The sequence below is a fragment of the Pelagibacterium luteolum genome (assembly GCF_900100665.1).
Lineage (GTDB): Bacteria > Pseudomonadota > Alphaproteobacteria > Rhizobiales > Devosiaceae > Pelagibacterium > Pelagibacterium luteolum.
Window position 1 is genome coordinate 1 of record NZ_FNCS01000015.1, and the last position, 17,196, is coordinate 17,196.

Genomic DNA, 17,196 nt, shown 5'->3' on the forward strand with positions numbered 1-17,196 from the left:
ACCCACCGAGAAGAAGCCAAAGGGCGGATTGTCCGGGGATCTGGAGGCCGCGGTTGAAGCGATGAAGGGGGTTCCATGGACCACGTTGCAGGATCTCAAGGGCGACCCCGACATCCTGAAAAAGATCGATGACGCCGAGGCGCTCCTTCGATCATTGCGCAAGGCGCTTTCGTGAGTCCCGAGCAATCTGCAACACGCGTTACGCGGCGCCAATAGGGGGTCCAATGATCATCGGCAATGTACTGTTTCTCGAAGAGTCGCTCGACCGGTACCTGCGCGCGCAGGAGGGCGCAGTCGACAACCACGTACGCCAGAAAGTCAGCAGGGTGGACTTGATCACGTCTGACGCGGAGATCGTGTACGCCCTTTTGCCCGAGGCTCGTGTCGCGCCGCTATAGGTGGACTTCGACAATCCACAAAAGGACGTGCAGGAGGCACGCGTGCGGGTCCACGACATGTTTGACGGGATGGTGGAGATCGACGGAGTTCGTGCAACTCGCAGCTTCGCGTTCACCGGCGACCCTGGCCTGTTTAGGTTGCGCACCAATCCATACTCAACAACCCTGCCTCATGGCGAAATCAGCAACCGGCGGGTCATTATCGGCATGTCAGGTCGGAACGACGCCGAGACGTTGAAGCGGGAGATCGATCGCCAGGAGCAGCTCTTGCGCGAATATGTGGAAACATCGACAAAGCATATCGAGGTGCACAACGACAAGCTTGGGGCGCTGCTTGGCGAAGCCGTCGCCAGCAGGCGCCAGCAGCTTGCCAGCCTCGAAGATCTCAAGAACCGCATTTAGGGCGAGATAGCGGGTTTCCATTCATGCCGCCTGGCGGCTCGCATGATCAGCCGCCCCTACCACAACGCTGGGACTGTCATCCGTGCTGGCGGCGAGATCGGCTTCGAGATCGGCCAACTGCTCCCGCTTCAGTTCGAGCTCGGCCTCGAAGGCAAAGGTTTCGCCAATACGTGGCCGATAGGAGGCCAGACGCCGACGGGCATCCTCCAGCCGACAGCGATAATTGTCCTGCTCGCCCTCGAAGTTCGACAGAGCATGTTCGAGGCGAGCAATCGCGCCGAGCGGCGTGACCGTGACGGGCAGTTCGACCTCGTACTCACCGCCTGTCCGGTGCAGCGTGGTCGTGTAGTGGTATCCGTCGCGGCCAAACCGCTCGCCTGAGAAATGCAAGTTGAAGCCGCCGATTTCCGCGATCACCGTGTCACCCCCCTGTTGGAGCTGCACGAGGGTGAGGATTTCCTTCATCAGTGCGCGGCCGGCGGGCTTACGCTCGGCGAACGCGGTCCCGGTGACGGTCATCGTGAAGGCATCGCCGGCGGTCGGCACGAGGCGCACGATGTCCTGCCCGATATCGGTGATGCGCTGGCTCGAATGCTCGACATCGCGTTCCGCGTCGCGGACTTGGCGGCGAATGGCGTGCTGGTCGTCGATATGGGCGGCATGGAGCCGGTCGAGACGGGCGATCTCGGCCTCGAGCCCCGCCTTTTGCATCAGGCGCTGATCGCCCGATGCGATGGCCTTGGCCATGGCGAACTGGTTGGCCTGCCCCTCCCCCATGTCCTCGAGGCGCCGAATGGACGTATCGCCGGAGAGCGCAGCCGCGATGAAGCGAGCCTTGCGCTCGTTATTCTGCCACATGGTGGCGTCGAGCGAACCGAGCGTTGCATAGGCATAGAGCCCGATCTCATCGTGCTGGTTGCCTTGCCTGACGATGCGGCCTTCGCGCTGCTCGATCTGCGAGGGAAGCCACGGCACATCGAGATGGTGCAGCGCCTTCAGCCGCGCCTGCACATTGACGCCGGTGCCCATGGTTTCCGACGATCCGATCAGGATGCGGACCTTGCCGGCACTGAAATCGTTGAACAGCCGCTGCTTGGCCTCCGACTTCTTGAAGTCCTGCATATAGGCGATTTCCGAGGACGGCACGCCAAGGCGGACCAGCTGGTCGCGAATCCAGCGATAGGCCGAGAAGCCGCGGGAAGCTTCGACATTGATGGTGCCGAGATCGGAAAAGATGAGCTGGCCAGCGCCGGACTTGTCGAAGGGCTTGCCGTCCTTGCGGATATATTCGCCCTCGGCCGTCTCCCGCCAGATGCGGAAGGTGTTTCGGACAAGCGCGTTGAGCTTGTTGCCGTCCTCATTGTCCATGGCCGGCATGACCAGACGCAGGTCGATCGCGGCATGGCGACCGTCGGTGATGACCGAGAGCAGGATATCGTCGCCCGGCTGCGCCGGCCCGTCGCGCTCCTCGATCGCCTTGATACGCTGATCGAGGTGGCGCTGATAGGCCTTGAAGGCCGGCGTCGGCTCGGCCGTGATGATCTGGCGCTTGCCGCCGGCGATCTCCGGGACTTTGACATATTTCCGCAGGTCGGCGGGCTGCACCACGTCCGCGAACGACCGGAACATGGCGATCAGCTCGGGGACGTTGACGAACTGGGCAAAGCGCGTGACCGGCTTGTATTTGCCCGATGGCTGCAGCTCGAGTTCGGTCGAGGTGTCGCCGAAGGTCGATGCCCAGGCATCGAACTCGTGCAGACCGCGTGCGGCGAGCGCTGCGTTGTCCATCAGCCGCTGCACGGTGAACATCTCGCCCAGCGTGTTGGTGATCGGCGTGCCGGAAGCCAGCACGAGCGCCCTGCCCGGATTTTTCGTCTCGAGAAGCCGAGACTTCACATAGAGGTCCCAGGCCCGCTGCGAGCCATTGGGATCGACGCCCTTCAGCGTCGACATGTTGGTGGCGAAGGTGAGCTTCCTGAACTCCTGCGCCTCATCGACGATGATCTGGTCGATGCCGATCTCGGAGATGGTGAGCAGATCGTCCTTGGCAGTCGACAGCGCCTCCAGCCTTTCCTTGTGTCCCTCCTTCATGCGCTCGATACGCTTGCGCGAAAGCCGGTCCTCGCGATCGACCTTGGTCAGCAGCTCTTCATAACCATCGAGCTCGTCCTGAATCATTTGGCTCTCGAAGGCCGAGGGAATCGAAATGAAGCGGAATGCCGAATGGGTGATGATGATCGCGTCCCAATTCGCGGTTGCTGCCCGCGACAGAAAGCGATGCCGCTTCTCCTTTACGAAATTGGTCTCGTCGGCGACCAGAATCCGAGCATTCGGATAGAGTGCCAGGAACTCGCGGGCGGCCTGCGCCAGGCAATGGCCGGGCACGACCAGCATGGCCTTGTTGATGAGCCCGAGCCGGCGCTGCTCCATGATCGCGGCCGCGATCGAGAGCGTCTTGCCGGCGCCGACGGCGTGGGCGACATAGGTAGAGCCGGTCGAGATGATGCGCCAGATCGCCCGCTTCTGGTGCCCATAAAGAGAAAAGGCGCCCGAGGCGCCTGGAAGCTGGAGATGGTCGCCGTTGAAACTTGGCGGCGCGATATTGTTGAAGGTGTCGTTGTAGAGCCGCGCTAATCGGTCGGTGCGATCTGGATCGCTCCAGATCCACGTCTGGAACGCCGTCTTGATCTTTCCCAGCTTCTCCTTGGCCGCCTCGGTCTCGACCGTATTGAGGACGCGCCGCTCTGTGTCGCCGTCCTTCACCGTGTCGAAGATTTGCGGGATCGAGGAATTGAGCGCGTCGGACAGCAGCTGCCCGGCATCGCGACGATGGGTGCCCCATTCGGTCGTGCCGGCGGCGCTCCAGCCGAGTTGGCGCGCACTGACCGTCCAGCATGCAAGTTCGGGCGTGTGATGGATGCTGATGTCGGCATCCATCGTCTGCTTGACAAAGGCGATGATGTCGGTCGCCGGAATCCAGGGTGCGCCGAGACGGGCAGTGATGTCGGAGGGCCGAAGATCGGCGGGCTGTACGCCCTTGAGCGCCTCGACATTGCGGGCAAAGGCTGGATCGAGCGCAGCGGCGGCATCAGCGGCAGCGAGCTTGGAGCGAACAGCGCCGGAGAGATAGGCATCGGCGGTTTGCCAGGAACCGGACGTCGGATCCTGGAAGATCGCCTGCCCCAACTCGTCAATGACATTGGCGACATCACGATGCAGCAATTCCGCGATGTGATCGGTGTCAACATGGCCACATTCGTTCAGCACGACGGCGAGAGCATCGGCGGCCGACGTGATGACCGGCGCCGGCGGCGGCGCGATGACGCGCTCGGTAAAGATCGGGCCGGGCCGGGCGGTATTGGTCTCGAGGTCGTAGTCCTCGATGGACGCCACCAGCCAGCAATCGGGATCATCAAGTAAGGGCTGGATGTTCGGACGCCGGTGCACCTCTCGGAATTCACCGGTCTCCGCGTCGTCGGAGGTCGAGACTGTGGTGAAGTTGATGGGCCCGAATTCACGCACGAAGTTGGACCAGGCAATGCGCAGCTTGACCTGCGCCGGCTTCCACGGCCGGTCGAATTCCTGGAGTTTCAGCACCTCGCGCACGGCGTCGCGGATCGGGATCAGCTTGCGAATGACGCGGGCCCGCTTGTCGGAGACGCTGTCCCCTCCCCGTCCCTTCCTGACGGTGATGGTCACCGCCTGACCGTCGACCATCTGCATCAGCGCGTTGTTCTTGCCGATGAAGTAGCTGCCCTCACGAGCGGCGCCATTCGGAATGGTCGCAGTTGATACCGGGTCATCGGCACTGTCGTCGACGTCGGGACCGCAATCTTCCGGCTCGCCGTCATAGATGGCTTCAGGAAGCGCCTTGATCGCGGTCGCGAGTGCGACGTCGAGATCGACGTCCGGGCGCGGCTGGCAGGTATAGGTTTCGTCAGGACCGTAGATGCCGCGCCGCAGCGCATGTTCGCCAAGGACCATATCGGGGTGATCGGCGAACCATCGATTGACCCGGATAGCCCCGTCTTCCTCGGTCGGCGGTCGCACTTCCGCCAGATCGAGCCAGCTTTGATCGCCCGCCACCTCTCCGTCCTGGCGCTTGCGGAAGAAGAGGATGTCGACGACGACATCGGTTCCGGCATCGGCGCGGAAGCTGCCCGCCGGCAAGCGTATGGCGCCGACAAGATCGGCCGTGGCCGCGATCGTCTCGCGGGCGCGGCTATCGGCCTTGTCCATCGTGCCGCTCGAGGTCACGAAGGCGGCAAGCCCGCCGGGCTTCAACGCACGAACCGCCTTCATGATGAAATAGTCATGCAGGCGCAGGCCAAGCGCGCGGAAGGCGCGGTCACTGCGCACGGTTCGGTCGGAGAAGGGAGGATTGCCGATGGCGAGGTCGAAATGCGCAGGCAGATCGACCCGCGCGAAATCCTGATTGAGTATTTTGGCGCGGGGCTGGAGGAGGCGGGCGATCCGGGCGGTAACCGGATCGATCTCGATGCCCGTGAGATGGGTCACGGGATGTAGCGCCGCGGGCATCAGCGCCGGAAACAGGCCCGTGCCGATGCCGGGCTCGAGCACGCGTCCGCCGCGCCAGCCAAGCCGCTGCAGACCCGACCAGATGGCCCGGACGATATATTCCGGGGTGAAGTGCGCATACTGGGTGCAGCGGGCCAGCGAGGCGTAGTCGCCGCTGTCGATGGCGCCCTCGAGGTCGGCGCCGATCTCTTCCCAGCCCTTGCGGAAACCGTCCTCGCCGGGCCGACGAAATACGCCGTTGGCAAGCTCGGAAGCGCCGAAGCCGGTGAACCGGATCAGTGCCGCCTGCTCCACCCGTGTTGCCGGACGCCGCTCCTCGACGATTTCAGCGGCGAGCCGGATCGCCGCAAGATTGTCGCAGGCGCGATCGCGCCACGACTTTGCAAGACCGCGCATGCCGGCGAGGTGGAAGTTCTCGCCCTTGGGTGCCCGGCGCGAGGGTTGCGCGTCGGCCGTGGCGCGCCTGGCTGGCGTGGGAGAGTGCGGAGCCGGATCGTCATCGTCCGGATCGTTGGCCGGACTGTCGGAAAAGGCGGTCACGCCAAGGCCGAGCCCTGAGGAAAGTGCGGTATTACCGAACAGGTCGAGCGTGAAGGGGTCGTCATGGGACATTGGATAATCTCCTGGGATTGTGGCAAGCGCCATCACGCGACCCGCGCTTGCGGCCGCGTGAAAAGCTGGCGAGAGTGTGGGATGAGCTAGCGGGCGATCAGCGACAACGAGACGTCCGTCTCGGTCAGTTGCACGCGTAGATGCGTGCAGCGCATGTTCCGATCGAACAGCGGAATCAGTCCTTCGGCATCGAGGAACTCGATGCCGTCGTCACCGCCAAAATGGCGGTGCTTGTAATGCCACCAGTCGGGATTGCCGACCGGGTGACATTCCTCCGAATAGACCACGAGGGCGCGCTCACCCTTGGCGAGCTTGCCGTTGGAGAGGAGATAAACCCCCTGGTCGCCCACTAGCCAAAGTCCCGGCTTTTCATCCTTGCCGGGCTTGATGCCGTAGTAGGGATTGCGAAATCCGCCATTGGCGGCGGCATCGGCTATGCCGCGCTCGATGACCTTGCGAACAGCAAGAATGGGAAATGTGAACATGACAGCCTCCGATCAGGCTGCAATTGCGGCGGGCAGGTAGCGAAGATGGACCGGCAGCTTGGCACTGATCTCGGCCTCGGTGAGGTCGTCGAGCAGCTTCAGCATCGTGCCCTTCGCGCCACTGTAGACGGTGATGGTGCGAGCGCCCTGGTCACACTCTGGCCAGCGCTCACCCGCATAGCCGCGATAGTCGGCATAGGTGGTACTCCAGATGTGGTCGAGCCGCTCAGTGCGCGTCATGGCACGGACGGGGCGGGATTCCCGCTCGACGATCACATCGCGCAGGCGCTCGGCCGAACCCTTGGCCAACATGTCGCAATAGCCGTGGAAATGACGAATGCGGCCATCGATCGAGAGCGCGAAGAAGACGCTGGTGATCGAGCCGGTCATGAACTCGCGCATGGCGAACATGTCGCCGCGCATCCAAAGCGGCGGCAGAATCTCGAACATGTAGTCATGCTCGGACCGGCCGATCTCGAACCACTCCCCATCATAGAGCCGGCCGGTGAGGCGTGCCTTGCTCATCGGCGCCTGGCCATGGCGATCGAACATATGGAACATCTGCTGGCGCGTGGCGGCGCCCTCGAAGATCTTGCGGAAGGGAGTTTGGGTGATCATGGCGGCTCCTGTCGTCCGTCGGCATCAAGCGCGATCCTGTCCACCCGACCGGATCATCACCTTCATGCCTTCTCATCACCCCTTCGCGCGGCCGCCTCTCCGGTCCGGCGGGTCAAGGGCCGGCGCTAGCTGGGCGCAGCTTCCCTTGACGCGACGGCCGGGCATGCGGCAGCGATTCCGCTCTCCTTTCCGCTTCCATTCCCGGGTTTCCCTTCCCCGGTCCTTTTGAGGTCGCTGTTCCAATCCTGCGTGGAAGGCCGCAGCCGCTCGTACCGGCACCGGGTCTCACGCACGATCTCCTGCAAACGACCGGCATAGATCTCGCCCTGCCGATCATTGTCGGTGGCCGCGGCGATCAATATGTCGGCGCTCGCGGCGATCGCCCGGATCGCGGTATCGCTGGCGGGCGACCACCCGCCCCCGGTGCTGATGTAGAGGGTGTCGGCACGCATGCCCTCGATCGCGGCAAGGCTCATGGCGTCTATCGCCGCCTCGGTGACGCAGAACCGAAGCGCCGCTTCGTTGCCGAGGCGGAACAGTTCCTTGCTGCCGCCGGTGGAGAAGCCGCGCCACTGCGGGCCGCGTTCTTCCCATCCGATCAGTTGGCTGGTTCGGTCGACATGCGCCGTCCAAATGCTGCCGCCCGGACCCTCGCGCAGCAGGCCTCGTGCAATAGCGGCCTGTAGAATGCATATTGGGATCGCACGCTCATCTGCCAGATATCGCCAGGCGCGAGATCCGATGGTCGGGGGTCGTCGGCGCCGCCATCGCTCAGTGATCGAAAGTGGAGTGCCCGTGCGCTTAGGCCGGTTCCAGGGCGGCGTGGCCGGAACATGGCCGACGAGACCGCGAACCGCCTCGACGGCCGCCGGAAAGGCGATACCCCCCAAGTGACCGGCGAGGGTGAAGACGTCACCCTTGGCATCCGAGAGTGGATCGAACCAGCCCCTGCCGCTATGGATGACGATGATGATCTCGCCTTCCCCGCGCCGATACTTCACGGCGCGCGCGGTGCTCTCCTTGAGGTCAACTTTCCAGCCCTCGCGCTCGAGCACGGCGGCACAGGGCACCTTGTCTCGCAATGTCTCGATTTCATGCTGCTCCATGGGTCGATCACGCCGGCGCCGCAGGGCGTCCGGCCCTTTCCTTGTCCAGATCTGTTTTCTCTACCTTTCCGGCAGGCCTCGAGGTCGGCCGCGAAGCCGGAAGACCGCAGGGGCGCACCGGCTTGCCGGGGCGGCGGAGCCTCCCTTGCGGGCTTCCCGGCGCAAGCGGCAAAACCTCGTCCTATTGAGGGCTCACGGCCTCCGCCCACCAACGGGGGCAGGACTGTGCGGCGCGCAACCCGGCCTTTCTGACGGCCGGGCGCCTGGCGCGAGGGGAAGGCCGGCTCAATGAGCCGGCCGACCGCCCTGGTAAGGATCGTATTCGAAGAGCGGCTCGACTTCGGCGTCGTCGAGTTCGTCGGCGGGCATGACGCCGTATTCGTCGTCGACCTTGAAGAGAATGACCGGCACCATCAGGGTGCGGGCGAGGTGCCAAGCGTGGTTCTGTGCGAGGGAAAGATCGTGCGACATTGAAGGGCTCCGTCCATGGGCGGGGCCGATCCCCGCTCTGGCGCCCGTCGGGTCCGGGGCCCGGCCGCAATCACCGCGCAGGCGAAGCCGCAGCGGCCGCACGCTCGCGTAGCGGACCCCTTGTGGGTTGATTGGAGGAGGACGGACCTGGACCAGGAAGCCAGCACAGCAAGCGGGGGCGGACCTGCGCGTGGATGGATCTACGCCCTGTCGCATCCTTCCCGGTAGCAGAGAGCCGTTGCAGAGACCGGACCTATGGTCCCCTCATGATCGTCGCGGCGACCTGCCTCTCCGTGTCATTGCTCAGGATCCGAATGAACTCGATGACGAAGTTCGCGATCGACGATCGACTCTACGACGTCGATATCCATCTCGGCGGACGGTTCGATCCGCGCCACCTCGGCAGCTACCTTTGCCCAATGGAGGAACCGGCCGTCTTTGATCGCGCGGGATCTTCCGGCAAGCCGTTGTGCCTCATAATAGGCAGTCGGGCCGTGGAGTACGACGAGGTGCCGGGCGTCTTCCCGCCATCGGCGACGGATCGCACGCCGCCTCTCCACCCATGCCAATATCGCCCTCAGCATCACTGAAACACTCCCCCCAGCTTCACGGGCGCCCCTGCCCGCGTCAGGGATGGACGCCCGGAGGGTGAAGACCCGCACCGCGGGTCTTCAGCTGCGCCGACAGCCCGATTCCGGAGGAAGACGCCCCACCCCTCGAAAGACCTTAAAGTTCACGCTATCCTTGCCGGATGTGCAATGCCTATGAGCAACACGTTCGCTGGGTCGAATATTGCCAGATGATGCGGGCGTTGGAGCTGGAGATTCCAACGCAACAGACAGAACTCGATCTGCCCCAGGCGGACGACATCAGGATCAACGACATTGGACCGGTCATGCGTGCGGCCGGCAACATGATCGAACTCGTCCAGATGAACTTCAGCTTCCCGCCATCGGGTGCCAGGGGTGGTCCGGTCTTCAATTTTCGATCGGAAGGGCGAGACTTTACCGACAGCAAGCGCTGCCTGATCCCGGCATCGGGATTCTACGAATTCACCGGCAAGAAATATCCCAAAACCAAACACCGCTTCAGCCTGATCGGTGCCCCCTTCATGGCCATTGCCGGGCTATGGCGTGAGGCTCAGGGCAATCACCCACCCTCCTTCACGATGCTGACTACGAGTCCAGGACCTGATGTCGAGCCCTACCACAACCGGCAGGTCGTGGTGCTTTTGCCGCAGGACTGGGCCTCATGGATTTATCTGGCGAAACCTGAAGCGGAATTGCTGAAGCCGCTCCCGGCCGGCTCGCTTGAGGTCGAGACCGTGCGGAAAGGGAGCGATTGAACCAGTGGATGTTCACCTGCTCGCCCACCTCCCGCCCAAGCAAATCAGATTTCGCCGATCCTTTTGTCCGCACTCGGCCGAACAACGCTAATATAGATGCCAGATATCGTGTCACGCTGTGCGATGTTTGCATGCAGCTTTTCTCAAATTGTAACACTGTCCAGCACAAGCAGTCGCGACAACAAAAAGCAGAAGCCAAACAAATCTTGACGTCTTGTCCCGCCAGGTCTGACGCCGGATGTTATTTTTCTTCCGAGCGCCTTCCCAAATTCCCGCGCTGCCGCGCACTGTCAGGAAGGAGCTGATAACCGACTATGGACGACGAACCGGCCCATCTTTCGCTCGGCGAGGTTCGTCGCGCACTGGACCGCCTGAGGCAGGCGGACATCGTGCGTTTGTCGGTGTTGGCGCGAAACTGGGCCCGTGGCCTTGGCCGGCGAGACGCCGATGATCTACTCAACGAGGCCTTTGATCGGGTTCTCTCGGGACGGCGCCCTTGGCCAAGCGATGTCGCGATGCCCGCTTTCTTCAACGGTGTGATGCGAAGCATCGCAAGCCAATGGCGACACGAAGACATGCGTGAATTGTTGATCCTTGATGACACGGACACCGCGTTGGACAAGATGGAGGAAAGCCCGCCCGCTGATCACGAACTGAACGATTTGCTTTCTCGCATGCGACGGGCGCTTGATGACGATCCGCAGGCGCGCGGCATCATGGAGCATATTCTCGCTGATAGCGGTCGCGAGGAAGCCCAGGCAGCGCTTGGCGTCGACGCGACCAGTTATGACACCGCTCGCCGCCGGATGATCCGACATTTGTTCACGATGTTTAATCCAGGATGGACGCTATGAGTCGCTATACTACAGATGAACGCACTCTGGCGCTGATCGCTGAAGGAGTCCTCGACGCGAGCGATGAGGAGATCATGCGCGTCGCCAACGAGCACGGCATCAATGTCGTGGCGCTAGAGCGGAAGGTCCGGACCATGATCGCCGATCGGATCGCGGCGGCAGAACAGGCCGACCGAGTGAGTTTCACGATTGGCGAAACAGTCGCCCTGCGTTCCGATCCGAGCCGAATCGGGGTCATTACCTCGATAACGCCGAGCAATCGTGAGGTGCGGTATGGCGTCTTTATTGATGGTCGCATGGAGACGCTCTACGCCAGCCAACTCGCGCCCGCCCAGATTGCGGCACGGATGGTCCGCGCCACGCTCGAGGAACTCAACGCTCGCCTCACCGCGCTCCAGCTCGTGGCGCCCAGCCTGGCCAATCTCTATTCGCTGCAAGCTGGTCGCATTGATTTCATTCCCTACCAGTTCCGCCCGGTGCTGAAGTTCATCCGCGCCGATCGTCCGCGGTTACTAGTGGCTGACGAGGTGGGCGTCGGCAAAACAATCGAGGCCGGCTTGCTACTGCGTGAGCTCCAGGCGCGGCGGCCACTCCGTTCGGTTCTCGTCGTTTGTTCGAAGACGCTCGTGGTCGAGGAGAAGTGGCACCGCGAGATGCGCCGATTTGACGAAGAGTTCGTCACGCTGTCGAGCGTCGAGTTGCGACACTGTCTCGACCAGACGGATCTCGACGGCGAGTGGCCCGAGCGATACGCCCGGTCGGTGCTTCCGTTCTCACTCGTGAACGACAACCTGCTCAATGGCTATGCTATCCGCGGTGGCCAACGCTCGAAAGGGCTGACCACGCTCGATTCACCGCCCCGCTTCGACTTGCTGATCGTGGACGAGGCGCACAACGCGCGCAACAGCGAGACCAATCTGCACCAAGGTTTGAAGCTCCTTGCCGACAATGCCGAGGCGGTGGTTTTGATCACCGCGACACCTATACAGCTGGGGACTAGCGATCTCTTCTCGCTGTTGAATCTGCTTCGCCCAGATCTCGTCATCGACAAGCCCACCTTCGAGCGAATGGCGCAGCCAAATGCGGCCATCAACGCCGCCATTGCGGTAATCCGTGGCGGGCAGGACGGCTGGCAGGCCGCTGCGCTCGATCACCTCTCCGAGGCGGCCGCGACCGACTGGGGGCAGGCCATGCTCGGGCCGTCACCGGAGTATCGGGCTCTGATTGCGGCGATCGGCGACGCGAACGATGACGAAGCGCGGGTTCGGCTTGTGCACCGCGCCGAAGGCCTGCACAGCTTCGCGTCGCTGATCAGCCGGACGCGACGGCGCGATATCGGTGCCTTCACCACCCGAAAGCCGCAGACCGTTTCGGTGCCATTCACGCCGGCGCAACAGGCTGTTCATGATGCCGTTCTCACGGTGCAGCGCGAGGTCTACATGCGGACCCACGGTTCAGGGCCGCTTGGCTTCCTGATGACGACGATCCGTCGGCAGACGGCGAGCTCGCTACACGGGCTCGTGCCGTTTCTCGAAACCATCCTCACCCGCCGCCTTTCGGAGATCGAGCGTGCCGAGATCGACGACGACGCCGTCGAGATGCTCGACACAGGTGTCGACGATATCCGCGCGGAGATCTCTGCGGTGCTGACACAAGCTCGCGCGCTTCCCGCCGAGGACCCTAAGCTAGACCGGCTGCTGGCGATCGTCGCGCAAAAAGGCGAAATGGCCAACCGTCGGCTGCTGCTGTTTAGCGCCTTTCGCCATACGCTGGCATATCTCGAGGCTGCCCTGCGGTCACACGGCGTCCGCGTGGGACTGATCCATGGCGACGTTGGTGATGACGACCGTCGTGCATTGCGGCGAGCATTCGCTTTGCCGCCGGATAATCCCAGCGCGATTGACGTTTTGCTGTCGTCGGAAGTTGGTTCGGAAGGCCTCGACTTTCAGTTCTGCGACGCGCTGGTCAACTACGACATCCCCTGGAACCCTATGCGGATTGAGCAACGGATCGGCCGCATCGATCGCTACGGCCAGACCAGCGAGACAGTGGCGATCTACAATCTTGTGACGCCAGGCACGGTCGACTTCGACATCTACAGCCGATGCCTTTTGCGGATCGGCATTTTCGAACGGGCGATCGGTGGCAGCGAGGCGATCCTGGGCGAGATCGCGACCAGACTGCAGCAGGTTGCGGAGGACTTCTCACTTACCGAAGACGAGCGCAACGATCGGCTGCAGCAGCTGGCGGACAATGAAATCCGTGAGATCGCCGAAACAGAGGCGCTCGAGGAACGAGAGGCCGAGTTGTTCGGCGTTCGCGTTGCGCGAAACAGGATAGATGACGACATTGCACAAGCGTCCAGTCGCTGGCTGGAACCATCTGCCCTAGAGCGGCTTGTGGGCATTCATCTTGAGCGAACGCTCGAGGTCGGCCGCAATCCCATCCTCGGGCAAGGGGCCGCGAAGACGCTTCGGCTGTCGGCGGAGGCTCGACGTCGGCTAATCCCTGCCCGAACGCGAGGCATGCGACCGAGCCTTGCCGAGCGCGAATGGGAAGCCTGGCTGCGCGGTGACCAGGCGACGCTTGGCCTCACCTTCGAGCGCGATACGGCCAATGCCGATCGATCGCTTGCTTTTATAACGCCGGTCCACCCTTTGACGCAGGCGGCTGCGCGTGGCGTCGCGGCTGATGAGGAGATCCACATATCTCTGGCGGCGTCGCTACCGGGCCTGTCCCCGGGCGAGTATCCGTTCGCCATCTATCAGTGGCAATTGTCGGGACTGAAGGAGGACGCGATGCTCGTACCAGTCGTGGCCGATCCGGAAATCTCGCGCGTTTTCATGCATGTGCTCGCGGCCGCCCGGGATGTGACCGACCTGCCACCGCCCTCGAGTTCCATGATCGAGGCGCTCGACGGCTGGCATCACGATCTGTGGGTGTCTCGCCGCGCCGAACATGTTGCCGAAGCCGCTGAGATTGCCCGGTTCCGCCGCGACAGCCTCGAAGCGAGCTACCGTGCTCGAATGGCCATTCTCGAGGAGCAGCGTGGCCGTGCCAACGAGGAGCGAATTCGCCGGATGCGGACGGGACAGATTGATCGCGCCATGGCAGATCATCGCGAAGCCCTCGCAAGGCTGGCGCGTGACGAGGCCCGCGCCGACATACTTGCCCGCCGTGTCGCTGCCGGCGTTATTCGAGTGGAGGGTTGAAATGGCGTTGAGCTTCGAAACATGGCTGCATGAGCTGCGTGAGAGGCGGCAACGCTGGGTCGATGCGAGCCACGAGAATGATTTTGACCGCGGCATCTGGAACGCGACGGTCGAGAAATATGCCGATCCGTCTCACTTCATCTTCGAGCTGCTCCAAAATGCCGAGGATGAGGGCGCTACGCAGGGATGCTTTTACCTAGGGTCCAGCACAATAGTCTTCGAGCACAACGGCAAGCCCTTCGATCGGGACGACATCGAGGGCATTACCGGGATTGGCAACACCACGAAGCTTGAGGAGGCAAACAAGATCGGGTGTTTCGGCATCGGTTTCAAATCGGTCTATGTTGTCACCGAGCGACCTGAGGTCCATTGCACAACCGAAGGAATGCCGATCGCCTTTGGGATTCGGGACCTGGTCGTTCCCGAGTTAATCGCGACGTCGCATACCGCCTCGACGACGCGCATCGTCCTGCCACTGTTGCCGCATAAGGCGGCGGCGATCCTCGCCAGGGTACACGACGCGCTCGACAAGTCGGGGCCGCGCAGTCTTCTCTTCCTTCAGAATTTGACGCTTCTCAAATGGGTCATCGGATCGAACTCATCCCAATGTGTCGTCGAAGACGGCGAAGGTGGTCTACGGATCCTGCGTTCGACGGTGGGTGCGAAACCCGCCCAAGCCGATCGTTTCATCATGCTCAGCCGCCCCGTTCATCATGAGAACGATGCTCGGAGCTACTCTGTGAAAATCGCTTTGCGACTCAATGACGGTGGCGACATCGTGCCAGAGGCGGCGACCACACGCTTGGCCGTATTCTTTGAGACCGAGGAGCCTACGGGTCTGCATTTCCAGGTGCATGGGCCCTTCCAGCTGACCGACAATCGCGCGAACATCAAGCGTGAAGATCCATGGAATACCCTCCTGATCGACGAAGTATCGACACTTCTCGCCGAGAGCCTCCCTGTCCTGCGCGATCGCGGTTTGATCAAACGCAGCTTCTTGGAAGTAATGCCGAACGCAAGCGATGACTTGCCCGAGCCGTGGCAGCCGTTGCTCGCGACAGTCGTAGAGGCGTTCCAGGCGCACGCCCTCCTTCCCGCCTATACCGGGGGGCATGTGTCGGCACGCGCGGCCGTCCGCGGCGTTTCTGAGATTCGTGATCTTCTCAGCGATGAAGGCCTCGCAAATTTTGGCGGCCTGCCTGACAGGCACTGGGTCGGGAGCGGCATGCGCAACAGCCGGACTGATGCTTTCTTGGCGACATTGAAGCTGACCGAATGGGGCTATGCCGAATTTGTCGCTGCCTTTCAGCGCGCCTTTGGCCGATCCTGGAATAGCGGCGATATCGCCGCTAGCGCCAAGGCGCAGACCTGGTTTGATGCATTGCCAGACGACCAAGTTCAGCGGCTGTACATCCTCGCCGATGCAGCGATGCGCGCTCAGAAGTCTTCAGGAGCATTGAATCATCTCTCCTTTGTAAGGCTCGAGGACGGGACGCGGACAAGTCCGGCAAACGCGCTGCTGCCTCCAGCAGACACACCGCTTGACGAGGAGGCGGCGGCTCATGGCCTCACCTTGGTTCGATCCGCCCTCACCCGGACCGGCCGCGCGCGCGGTAAGGACGTCGAGCAATTTCTCAAGAAAGTCGGGGTCAAGGAGATTGGCGAGCGCGACTACCTCGCCGCAATCCTCCGGGCGAACTATGGCGACGGCGTGCGCCCTCCCAGCAACGAGCGCCACCTCCAGCACATGCGCCGATTCCTACGCTGGCATGAACAAAGTGAGGACTGCAGGCTTTTCGAGGACGTCGCTTTCCTCCGCGTTGAAGGTGCTGAAGGTTACCACAAGGCCGACAGCATTTTCATTGACCGGCCTTATATCGACGCCGGTTTGGCGATCATCTATCGCAGCGGCGTGAAAGGCCGCGACCGACTACCACTTTGGAGTGGATACTCGAAACTCAAGCGTACCGCCCTCCTGACCCTTCTGAAGAAGGTGGGGGTGGAGCATGCACTGACGATTTATCGGACAAGAATATCCTACAGCCACGCGCACTACCGGAGTCTGGTCGGCGGTTTCGGGCAGAGCAGAGTGACGTCAACTGAGGTGAATTACGACTATACGATCTTCCAGCTTGCCGAACTGATCGCCAAGCGAAATCCGGAAATTTCGAAGCTGATTTGGAAGGCAATCGCGGCTGTCGGCGGCCACGTCATGCAGGCATGCTACGCACCCAACCAGGCCCATGAACCGCATAGAGCGCCATCCACTTTGGCGTTGTGCCTTAGGGATGCCGAGTGGATTCCCGCAAAGGACGGCTCATTGAGACGCCCGAGCGCGATCACCACACCGGAGTTGGCGACGGGATTGTCAACAGGGGGTAACGAAGACTGGCTGAACGCCATCGGATTTGCGTCGGAGCACCGGCAGCGGTCGGAACAAAGTCAGCTCCGTAGAAAGGCCGCGAAATCGATAGGCTTGCCCGAGGAACTTGCCGATCAGCTGGCTTCCTTGTCACCCGATGCCCTCAAGACGCTTGGCAGCGAAATGTTGCAACGAATAGCCAGCGGGGCATTCACGACGCCGCGGTTTCCTGAACGCGAAGCCCCCAATCCCGCGCGGCGCGCCGAGAAGCTTGCTGAACGCGCGAGTGCGGCACCTGCCAAGGCATATGAATCGCGCAGCCGGAGCGTGCGCACGACGGACAAGGATGTGCGGCAGCTCGCCCGTCCCTATTTGCGGGACCTTTATACCAATCCCGATGGCGAGATGATTTGCCAGGCATGTCATCTCGCGATGCCGTTTCGACTGGAGGATGGGACCCCGTACTTCGAGGCACCGGAGCTTCTCCAGTCATCATCCGCCGAGCTGGCCGAAAATCATCTTGCTCTGTGCCCGACATGTTGCGCCAAGTGGCAGCACGCTAACAGCACGTCGGATGTTGAAATCGGTGATGGGATTGAAAGTGCCGAGTTGCCGGAACTGAACATAATCTTGGCTGGGGAAGCCACCCGGCTTCGTTTCGTCCAGGTACATTTCGACGATCTGCGCACAATATTCGAGGTCACGGGCCGAAATCCGCCTTCGGCCGCCGGCGCCACGGTTCCGCTCGCGGCCGACGATCGATAAACGGTTAAGATCGCAAGTTTTGTTGAT

12 protein-coding genes are annotated in these 17,196 nt (G+C 62.3%); 7 read left to right on the forward strand and 5 right to left on the reverse strand.

What is annotated here, in order from left to right:
• Positions 1–224: 224 nt before the first annotated feature.
• The gene (locus tag BLR31_RS21765) at positions 225–398 is read left to right on the forward strand and encodes a hypothetical protein (RefSeq protein WP_176762725.1); all 174 of its coding nucleotides are present in this window, start codon (positions 225–227) and stop codon (positions 396–398) included.
• 42 nt (positions 399–440) lie between these two features.
• Positions 441–800, forward strand: a complete 360-nt coding sequence (locus BLR31_RS16865; protein WP_143009423.1) for a hypothetical protein — start codon at positions 441–443, stop codon at positions 798–800.
• 21 nt (positions 801–821) lie between these two features.
• On the opposite strand, the gene BLR31_RS16870 is transcribed toward BLR31_RS16865, so the two are convergent.
• The 5 genes from BLR31_RS16870 to BLR31_RS16890 all read right to left on the reverse strand — a co-directional run bounded on the left by BLR31_RS16870 (position 822) and on the right by BLR31_RS16890 (position 8,631).
• Positions 822–5,951 (reverse strand): helicase-related protein, encoded by a 5,130-nt coding sequence (locus tag BLR31_RS16870; protein ID WP_090598197.1) that lies wholly within the window; start codon positions 5,949–5,951, stop codon positions 822–824.
• A gap of 86 nt (positions 5,952–6,037) precedes the next feature.
• Complete coding sequence (locus BLR31_RS16875) at positions 6,038–6,436, reverse strand: DUF3085 domain-containing protein (protein WP_090598051.1); 399 nt, start codon at positions 6,434–6,436, stop codon at positions 6,038–6,040.
• Between the two features lie 12 nt (positions 6,437–6,448).
• A complete protein-coding gene (locus tag BLR31_RS16880) occupies positions 6,449–7,054 on the reverse strand; it encodes a DUF1419 domain-containing protein (RefSeq protein WP_425287264.1) in 606 nt (201 codons plus the stop codon).
• A 125-nt stretch (positions 7,055–7,179) separates the two neighbouring features.
• Positions 7,180–8,160, reverse strand: coding sequence for a DUF3991 and toprim domain-containing protein (locus tag BLR31_RS16885; RefSeq protein ID WP_090598054.1), 981 nt, complete (start codon positions 8,158–8,160; stop codon positions 7,180–7,182).
• 285 nt (positions 8,161–8,445) lie between these two features.
• Positions 8,446–8,631, reverse strand: a complete 186-nt coding sequence (locus tag BLR31_RS16890) for a hypothetical protein (protein WP_090598057.1) — start codon at positions 8,629–8,631, stop codon at positions 8,446–8,448.
• A 266-nt stretch (positions 8,632–8,897) separates the two neighbouring features.
• On the opposite strand from BLR31_RS16890, the gene BLR31_RS21770 reads away from it, so the two are divergent.
• The 5 genes from BLR31_RS21770 to BLR31_RS16915 all read left to right on the forward strand — a co-directional run bounded on the left by BLR31_RS21770 (position 8,898) and on the right by BLR31_RS16915 (position 17,169).
• Positions 8,898–9,221 carry a hypothetical protein gene (locus tag BLR31_RS21770; protein ID WP_176762726.1) on the forward strand — a complete coding sequence of 108 codons (324 nt, stop codon included), beginning with the start codon at positions 8,898–8,900 and terminating at the stop codon, positions 9,219–9,221.
• 161 nt (positions 9,222–9,382) lie between these two features.
• Positions 9,383–9,976 carry an SOS response-associated peptidase family protein gene (locus tag BLR31_RS16900; RefSeq protein ID WP_090598061.1) on the forward strand — a complete coding sequence of 198 codons (594 nt, stop codon included), beginning with the start codon at positions 9,383–9,385 and terminating at the stop codon, positions 9,974–9,976.
• 314 nt (positions 9,977–10,290) lie between these two features.
• Complete coding sequence (locus BLR31_RS16905; RefSeq protein ID WP_090598063.1) at positions 10,291–10,830, forward strand: RNA polymerase sigma factor; 540 nt, start codon at positions 10,291–10,293, stop codon at positions 10,828–10,830.
• Positions 10,827–14,042, forward strand: coding sequence for a DEAD/DEAH box helicase (locus tag BLR31_RS16910; RefSeq protein WP_176762727.1), 3,216 nt, complete (start codon positions 10,827–10,829; stop codon positions 14,040–14,042). The genes BLR31_RS16905 and BLR31_RS16910 overlap by 4 nt, the downstream gene beginning before the upstream one ends.
• Position 14,043: 1 nt before the next feature.
• Positions 14,044–17,169, forward strand: a complete 3,126-nt coding sequence (locus tag BLR31_RS16915) for a sacsin N-terminal ATP-binding-like domain-containing protein (protein WP_090598068.1) — start codon at positions 14,044–14,046, stop codon at positions 17,167–17,169.
• Positions 17,170–17,196: the final 27 nt, after the last annotated feature.